This is a genomic window from Mycobacterium sp. (genome assembly GCF_035506235.1).
In the GTDB taxonomy this organism is placed as follows: Bacteria; Actinomycetota; Actinomycetes; order Mycobacteriales; family Mycobacteriaceae; genus Mycobacterium.
Genome location: NZ_DATJPU010000183.1, coordinates 1 through 2,309, shown reverse-complemented (window position 1 = coordinate 2,309; position 2,309 = coordinate 1). Strand labels below are relative to the sequence as shown.

The window sequence follows — 2,309 nt, the reverse complement described above, 5'->3', positions numbered from 1 at the left end:
CGACCCGGCAGTGACGTCCATCACAATCGGTTTCGCGTTATCGCCACACGAACGGCGATCAGCGTCACGAACTCCACGCCGAGAATCGGCCACGTCAAACGCAACACGAACCCGACCGCACACAGCCACTGCGGAGACAAGGCGCTGTTACGCGCAACGGCACGCCGATGAGGGCGTAGCCCCAGATGTCCTGCGCGACTTAATGGGCCACGACTCGATGCAGACCACACTTGGCTGCTACCAAGTCACTGAGAAACGAGTTCGAGCCGCGATCGACCGGGTGAGCGCCCATCAGTTTGACGGGCAGGGCCGCCGCGTTTTTCACGGCATTCAAGGCCTCCTGGCCGATGCGCACGCCCGGATGCGAGTCGGGCAAGTCGCGGTCCCGTTCGGTATGTGCACTGAACCGTCGAATGTCAAAGCCGGTGGCCAAGCCTGCCCCTACAAATTCACCTGCCTGGGCTGCGGCCATTTCCGCAGCGATCCGTCCTATCTGCCAGAGCTGAAGTCCTATCTGCAGCAACTGCTCGCCGATCGCGCCCGCATCGAAGCGGCCACCGACCTGCAGGACTGGGCCAAAGACCAACTCACGCCTCGCGATCAGGAGATCGCGCAGCTGCGCGGCCTGATAAACCGTATCGAGGCCGACCTGTCTGACCTCAATGGCGAGGACCAGGCACGCATAAACGAAGCCATCACCGTCATCCGTACCACCCGGCAGACTGTCCACCTCGGGTTGCCAGCCATACAGCCGCCCCCTATCACCGACAGGAGCGCCGATGCAGACCGCTGATATTCCGCTCATCGCAGCTCGCCGCCGCGACGTTGACCGCCGACGCGCACGGGTGCACAAAGCCATAATCGACATGCACAGCGACGGATCAGATATCACGATCGCGTCGACAGCCACCCGGGCCGGCGTGCACCGCTCGTTCATCCACCGCCACGCCGACCTGCACGCCGCGGTGCTCGCCGCTGCCGCCGAAACCATCGAGAACCCCTCGCTGGCGTCGACGACTATCAGCCACCGCTCCGTGCTGACCGAGAACGCAAACCTCCACGCACTGAACCGCCGTCTCGCCCAACGCATCCGCGATCTCGAAGACCGACTGTCGGAGATGTTGGGCCAGCAGGCATTCGAGCGCAGCGGGATGGGCGCACCCACTGCGACCGCAGCGCTGCAGGACGAACTCGAACACCACAAGCAGCTAGTACTCGACCTCACGCGCCGGATCGAGGAACTCGAGGAGGAACTGGCCGCAGCCCGCGAAGCCAACCGCGGGCTCATGGCCGAACTCAACCGCTCGTGAGCATCTCTCGAATGCGGTCATGGACTGGCACGACCTCCCACAGGCTTGGGTAACTCGTCCCACGTCCGTCCATCAAGGACGCGACCGGCCCGGTGCTTGCCTACCCGGCGCATCACTGCATGGCCGGTGTCGGGCAATCGCCCGGGCGCTGCGTCACGTGTGTCAGGGCGCCACGGGTGAAGTTCGTGCTTGCCTTCGCCGAGCACCCAAAAGTCGCCTAACTCTGGAGCGGTAACTGGGCAGTATTCAGCCCATTGCTTGAAGTGAAAGGCGATGCTCTCATTGATGCACCGATCCCGGATGCTGCGCAACCATGCGGGGTGAACCGGACGAGCCTTGGGGCCGGACTCTCCGCCGGCGATCACCCAATCGATTTCAGACAGGTCCAGACTGGGCAATGAGCTCAGCAGCGGCTCTAGCGACAGGAAGCGGACTGACGCCGGTGTCGCGCGTAAATCATTTGCGCGCCAGCAATACTCGTCTGATTCGATGGATGTTCCCAACCACACATTCGGAAGGGGCCACGGGCAGTCTGTGACCCGTGCCGCCAGCGTTCGTGTCACCGCGATGGGTAGCGCCGGGCCGTGGCTGCGGAGATTGTCCAGCGCCTCGTGCATGGCGCGTTGGACCCGTCCGTCCCCCAGTAGGTCTCGCATCCGATTGGGGCCCTTGGTCAAGATCTGATAGGTGTGCTGCGGGGTGAGCGCCATAGTCGCGAACACCCGGCCGAGGAATTCGGGTGTAACGCGGGCATGAAACACGTCAGACATGCTATCCAGGAATGCCACCCGAGAACTGCGCGGCCACTTAAAGATTGGCTCCAGCACAGACTCGGGGTGCATCGTTACACCGAAACTGGGGTGTTGACCGGCGCTCAAGATGAGCATGATGGCGGCGTTGATGGTGAGGATGTGTGGGCATGAAATGACCCCGCCGGTGGGTGTCTGGCGGGGTCGGTGGTGTTCGGGGTGTCGGGGTGGTGTTCAGTCTGCCGTGACT

General features: G+C 63.2%; 3 protein-coding genes. 2 read left to right on the top strand and 1 reads right to left on the bottom strand.

The window, feature by feature from the left end:
- The first annotated feature begins 217 nt into the window (after positions 1–217).
- Both VMD50_RS17445 and VMD50_RS17440 read left to right on the top strand, forming a co-directional pair.
- Positions 218–793, top strand: a complete 576-nt coding sequence (locus tag VMD50_RS17445) for a transposase (RefSeq protein WP_325429011.1) — start codon at positions 218–220, stop codon at positions 791–793.
- Positions 780–1,310: a DUF6262 family protein gene (locus VMD50_RS17440; protein WP_325429009.1), complete on the top strand. Its 531-nt coding sequence runs from the start codon at positions 780–782 to the stop codon at positions 1,308–1,310. Before VMD50_RS17445 ends, VMD50_RS17440 begins: the two co-directional genes overlap by 14 nt.
- 17 nt (positions 1,311–1,327) lie before the next feature.
- On the opposite strand, the gene VMD50_RS17435 is transcribed toward VMD50_RS17440, so the two are convergent.
- Positions 1,328–2,152, bottom strand: a complete 825-nt coding sequence (locus VMD50_RS17435) for a DUF5131 family protein (protein WP_325429013.1) — start codon at positions 2,150–2,152, stop codon at positions 1,328–1,330.
- Positions 2,153–2,309: the final 157 nt, after the last annotated feature.

Excerpts from the sequence above, each read along its gene's own strand:
- VMD50_RS17445 (WP_325429011.1), top strand. The coding sequence starts at position 218 with ATGCAGACCACACTTGGCTGCTACCAAGTCACTGAGAAACGAGTTCGA.
- VMD50_RS17440 (WP_325429009.1), top strand. The coding sequence starts at position 780 with ATGCAGACCGCTGATATTCCGCTCATCGCAGCTCGCCGCCGCGACGTT.
- VMD50_RS17435 (WP_325429013.1), bottom strand. The coding sequence starts at position 2,152 with ATGCACCCCGAGTCTGTGCTGGAGCCAATCTTTAAGTGGCCGCGCAGT.